Source organism: Plasticicumulans sp. (genome assembly GCF_035331805.1).
Classification (GTDB): domain Bacteria; phylum Pseudomonadota; class Gammaproteobacteria; order Competibacterales; family Competibacteraceae; genus Plasticicumulans.
This window is the reverse complement of the sequence record NZ_DAOLKE010000285.1, coordinates 1-4,525: the sequence shown is the minus strand read 5'-3', so window position 1 is coordinate 4,525 and position 4,525 is coordinate 1. Positions and strand designations below refer to the sequence as shown.

The following is a 4,525-nucleotide window of genomic DNA, read 5'->3' as shown; positions in this document are numbered from 1 at the left end:
CTCATAACGCGGCCTCCTTCAGCCCGGCGATGCGCACGTCCTGCACGGCGCGCTGGCGCGCGCGCAGACGCTCGGCGAAGGCCGGATCGGTGAGCACGGTGCGCAGCGCATCGTCCTTGCCCTTGTAGGCGTGCGGCCGGTGCAGCACGACCTCGCCCGGAGGCTCGTAACAGCCGCCGAGCGCGGCGGCGAGCAGCGGCAGACAGACGAGCGCGCGTTTCATGCCGGGTACGCCTTGTCCCAGCCCCAGGTCTGCGGACGGCCGCCGCGCTTCAGCACGCGTGCGCGGTAGATGTCCGAGACCACGTCGCCGTCGCCGGCGAGCAGCGCCTTGGTCGAGCACATCTCGGCGCACAGCGGCAGCTTGCCTTCGGCGATGCGGTTGCGGCCGTACTTGTGGAACTCGGCCTCGGAGTTGTCGGGCTCCGGGCCGCCGGCGCAGAAGGTGCACTTGTCCATCTTGCCGCGCACGCCGAAGGCCTGCTTCTGCGGGTACTGCGGCGCGCCGAACGGGCAGGCGTAGAAGCAGTAGCCGCAGCCGATGCAGAGATCCTTGTCGTGCAGCACGATGCCGTTGTCGGTCTGGTAGAAGCAGTCGACCGGGCAGACGGCCATGCACGGCGCGTCCGAGCAGTGCATGCACGCGACCGAGATCGACTTCTCGCCGGGCTCGCCGTCGTTGAGGGTCACGACGCGGCGGCGGTTCACGCCCCAGGGCACTTCGTGCTCGTTCTTGCAGGCGGTGACGCAGGCGTTGCACTCGATGCAGCGCTCGGCGTCGCAGAGGAATTTCATCCGGGCCATGGCGGCGGTCTCCGTGAGTTCGGGGTCAGGCCGGCTTGATGCGGCAGAGCGAGCACTTGGTTTCCTGCATCGCGGTGACCGAGTCGTAGCCGTAGGTCATCGACACGTTGCAGGATTCGCCGAGCACGTAGGGGTCGCAGCCCTGCGGATAACGCTCGCGCAGGTCCTTGCCCTGGTAACGGCCGCCGAAGTGGAAGGGCGTGAACGCGACCCCGGGCGCGACGCGGCGCGTGACCATGGCTTTCACGCGGATGCGCCCGCCCTCGGGGCCTTCGACCCAGACGTCCTGACCGTCATGGATGCCGGCGTCGTTGGCGTCCTTCGGGTTCAGCTCGACGAACATGTGCTGCTGCAGCTCGGCGAGCCACGGATTCGAGCGCGTCTCGTCGCCGCCGCCCTCGTATTCGACCAGCCGGCCCGAGGTCAGGATGATCGGGAAGTCCTGGCTGAAGTCCTGCTGCTGGATCGACGCGTAGCGCGTCGGCAGGCGCCAGTAGGCCTTGCGATCGGCATAGGTCGGGTACTGCCCGACCAGATCGCGGCGCGAGGTATACAGCGGTTCGCGGTGGATCGGCACCGGATCGGGGAAATTCCACACCACGCAGCGCGCCTTGGCGTTGCCGAACGGTGCACAGCCGTGCTTGATGACGACGCGCTGGATGCCGCCGGAGAGGTCCGTCTTCCAGTTCTTGCCCTCGGCGGCGGTCTTTTCGGCGTCGGTGAGGTCGTCCCACCAGCCGAGCTTCTTGACCAGCTTGTCGTCGAATTCGGGATAACCGTCCTCGATCTCGGAACCGGCCGGATAGGAATGCTCGGCGAGCAGGTTCACGCCGTTGCGCTCGACGCCGAAGTTGGCGCGGAAGCACAGGCCGCCGTCGGCGACCGGCAGGCTGGTGTCGTAGAGGTTCGCGGTGCCGGGGTGCTTCATTTCCGGCGTGCCCCAGCACGGCCACGGCAGGCCGTAGAACTCGCGATCGAGCGGGCCGCCCTCGGCGCGCAGGGTTCTGGTGTTGAAGGTGTGCCAGTTCTTCTGGTGCGCCTTCAGGCGCTCCGGCGACTGGCCGGTGTAGCCGATCGTCCACATGCCGCGGTTGTATTCGCGCACCAGATCCTCGATCGACGGCTCGTCGTTCGTGACCTTGACGTTTTTGCACAGCTCGTCGGCATAGCCGAACTTCTTCGCGAGCTGGTAGAGGATCGTGTGATCGGGGCGCGATTCGAACAGCGGCGCGATGACCTGCTCGCGCCACTGCACCGAGCGGTTCGAGGCCGTCACCGAGCCGTAGGTCTCGAACTGCGTCGCGGCCGGCAGCAGGTAGACGCCATCCCGGCGCTCGTGCATGACCGCCGAGACGGTCGGGTACGGATCGACGATGACCAGCGTGTCGAGCTTCTCGAACGCCTTCTTCATCTCGGTGCCGCGCGTCTGCGAGTTCGGCGCGTGGCCCCAGAACACCATGCCGCGCACGTTGTCGCGCTGCGTCATCAGCGCCTTGTCCTCGAGCACGCCGTCGATCCAGCGCGACACCGGGATGCCGGAGGTTTCCATCGGCTTGACCGGCTTGCCGGAGCCGCCGTCGTAGGCGTTCGGGTCGAAGCGCGCCTTCAGCCACTCGTAGTCGACGCCCCAGACCTTCGCCCAGTGCTTCCACGAACCTTCGGCGAGGCCGTAATAGCCGGGCAGGCTGTCGGCGAGCACGCCGAAGTCGGTCGCGCCCTGGACGTTGTCATGACCGCGGAAGATGTTGGTGCCGCCGCCGGCCTTGCCCATGTTGCCGAGCGCGAGCTGGAAGATGCAGTAGGCGCGCGTGTTGTTGTTGCCGATCGTGTGCTGCGTGCCGCCCATGCACCAGACGAAGGTGCCGGGGCGGTGCTCGGCCATCAGCTTCGCGACCGCAAGGACATCCTTCTCCTGGACGCCGGTGACGCGCTCGACCTCGGCCGGCGGCCACTTCTCGACTTCCTTGCGCACCTCGTCCATGCCGAACACGCGCTGCTGCAGGAAGCTGTCGTCCTGCCAGTTGTTCTGGAACACGTGCCAGAGCAGGCCCCAGATGAACGGCACGTCGGTGCCGGGGCGGATGCGCACGTAGTGATCGGCGTGCGCGGCGGTGCGCGTGAAGCGCGGGTCGATGACGATCAGCTTCGCGCCGTCCTCCTTGGCGCGCAGGATGTGCTGCATCGACACCGGGTGCGCCTCGGCGGCGTTGCTGCCGATCATCAGGATGGATTTTGCGTAGGCGATGTCGTTGTAGGAGTTCGTCATCGCGCCGTAGCCCCAGGTGTTGGCAACGCCGGCGACCGTGGTCGAGTGGCAGATGCGCGCCTGGTGATCGACGTTGTTCGTGCCCCACATCGACGCGAACTTGCGGAACAGATAGGCCTGCTCGTTGCTGTGCTTGGCCGAGCCGAGCCAGTAGACGGCGTCGGGGCCGGATTCCTCGCGGATCTTCAGCAGCCGCGCCGACACCTCGCTCAGCGCCGTGTCCCACGAGATGCGCTGCCACTGGCCGTCGACGAGCTTCATCGGGTACTTCAGGCGCCGCTCGCCGTGGCCGTGCTCGCGGATCGAGGCGCCCTTCGCGCAGTGCGCGCCCATGTTGAACGGATGGTCGAAGGCCGGCTCCTGGCCGACCCAGACGCCGTTCTGCACCTCGGCGTAGATGCCGCAGCCGACCGAGCAGTGCGAGCAGATCGTGCGCTTGATCTCGACCGCCGCGTTGCTCGCGTGGGTGCCGGCGTCGGTCGCGGCCGAGGCGCGACGCATCATCGTCGGCCCGAGCGCGGCCCCGAGCGCGGTCGCACCGAGCGCGAGTCCCGAGGATTTGAGGAAGGCGCGCCGGTCGACGGTCGCGCCGAGGAAGGCCGCGACCGGCGAGGTCGCAGCGGCTGCCGGCCGTGCCCCGGCCTGTTTCCTGACGAGTTTCATGCGGACGGCCTCAGCGGCAGGTGTCGTAGTAGGCGCGTACGTGCGCGGTCTCGCGATAGCCGGCATCGAGCCGCCCGGCTTCTTCGGGTTCGGGTCGCACGGCGGCCGGTGCGGCGACCGCCACGCCCGGCAGCGCCAGCGCCACGGCCCCGGCGCCGGCACCGCTGCCGACCAGTTTCAGGAAAGCGCGGCGGTCGAGGCCGGCGGCAGGGGTTTTCTCGCTCATGTCGGTGCTCCTGTGCGTCCGGGCGCGTCGTGATGCGGGTTCCGGGAGTTCCGGTGATTGCTGGCGGTGCCGGCTGATTTCAGCCGGCCGGCACCGACGACGGCGCGAGCGCCGGCATCGCGCCGTACTGGCGTTCGAAGGCAAGGAAGGCTTCGGCGAAGCGGCCGGCGGCGCGGTAGAAGCGCGCCGATTCCGCCGTCTGCAGGTCGGCAAACAGTCGCCCGGCCCAGGGCTCGATGTGATGCGCGAAGAAGCCCGCGGCCGCCGCCGAGCCCTCGCCGATCAGCAGGCCGAGCACCTCGGCGAGGGCTGCGATGTGGTCCTCGGGCTCGCAGACGCCGGGCTGGCGCTCGAAGCCGAGCCGGGCGAGATCGGCCCGCAGTTCGCCGAGCGGCTTTTCCATCAGGAAGCCGGTCAGGTACCAGGATGCGAACGGCAGCAGCTCGCCGCGGCCGATGCCGATGAACAGCGCGTGATATTCGCGCTCGAGCGCGACCGGATCGGCCACCGCGGCCGCCGCGCGCAAGTCCTGCCAGGCCGCCGCCAGCGCGCCGCCCTCGCCGGCC

5 protein-coding genes are annotated in these 4,525 nt (G+C 68.8%); all 5 read right to left on the bottom strand.

All coding sequences use genetic code 11. The features are described from left to right. Window position 1 precedes the first annotated feature (1 nt). Window positions 2-223: a hypothetical protein gene (locus PKE44_RS15340; RefSeq protein ID WP_324552785.1), complete on the bottom strand. Its 222-nt coding sequence runs from the start codon at window positions 221-223 to the stop codon at window positions 2-4. Further along, the gene (gene fdh3B / locus PKE44_RS15335; RefSeq protein ID WP_324552782.1) at window positions 220-804 is read right to left on the bottom strand and encodes a formate dehydrogenase FDH3 subunit beta; all 585 of its coding nucleotides are present in this window, start codon (window positions 802-804) and stop codon (window positions 220-222) included. The genes PKE44_RS15340 and fdh3B overlap by 4 nt, the downstream gene beginning before the upstream one ends. Before the next feature lie 25 nt (window positions 805-829). Next, window positions 830-3,733, bottom strand: a complete 2,904-nt coding sequence (locus PKE44_RS15330; protein WP_324552778.1) for a formate dehydrogenase subunit alpha — start codon at window positions 3,731-3,733, stop codon at window positions 830-832. Between the two features lie 10 nt (window positions 3,734-3,743). After that, window positions 3,744-3,959 (bottom strand): twin-arginine translocation signal domain-containing protein, encoded by a 216-nt coding sequence (locus PKE44_RS15325; RefSeq protein WP_324552775.1) that lies wholly within the window; start codon window positions 3,957-3,959, stop codon window positions 3,744-3,746. Window positions 3,960-4,038: 79 nt separating this feature from the next. Then, on the bottom strand, window positions 4,039-4,525 hold a 487-nt coding region (locus tag PKE44_RS15320), incomplete at its 5' end, for a molecular chaperone TorD family protein (protein ID WP_324552772.1).

Bases quoted from the DNA above. Each gene is read 5' to 3' on its own strand.
- PKE44_RS15325 (WP_324552775.1), bottom strand. From the start codon at position 3,959: ATGAGCGAGAAAACCCCTGCCGCCGGCCTCGACCGCCGCGCTTTCCTG.
- PKE44_RS15340 (WP_324552785.1), bottom strand. From the start codon at position 223: ATGAAACGCGCGCTCGTCTGTCTGCCGCTGCTCGCCGCCGCGCTCGGC.
- fdh3B (WP_324552782.1), bottom strand. From the start codon at position 804: ATGGCCCGGATGAAATTCCTCTGCGACGCCGAGCGCTGCATCGAGTGC.
- PKE44_RS15330 (WP_324552778.1), bottom strand. From the start codon at position 3,733: ATGAAACTCGTCAGGAAACAGGCCGGGGCACGGCCGGCAGCCGCTGCG.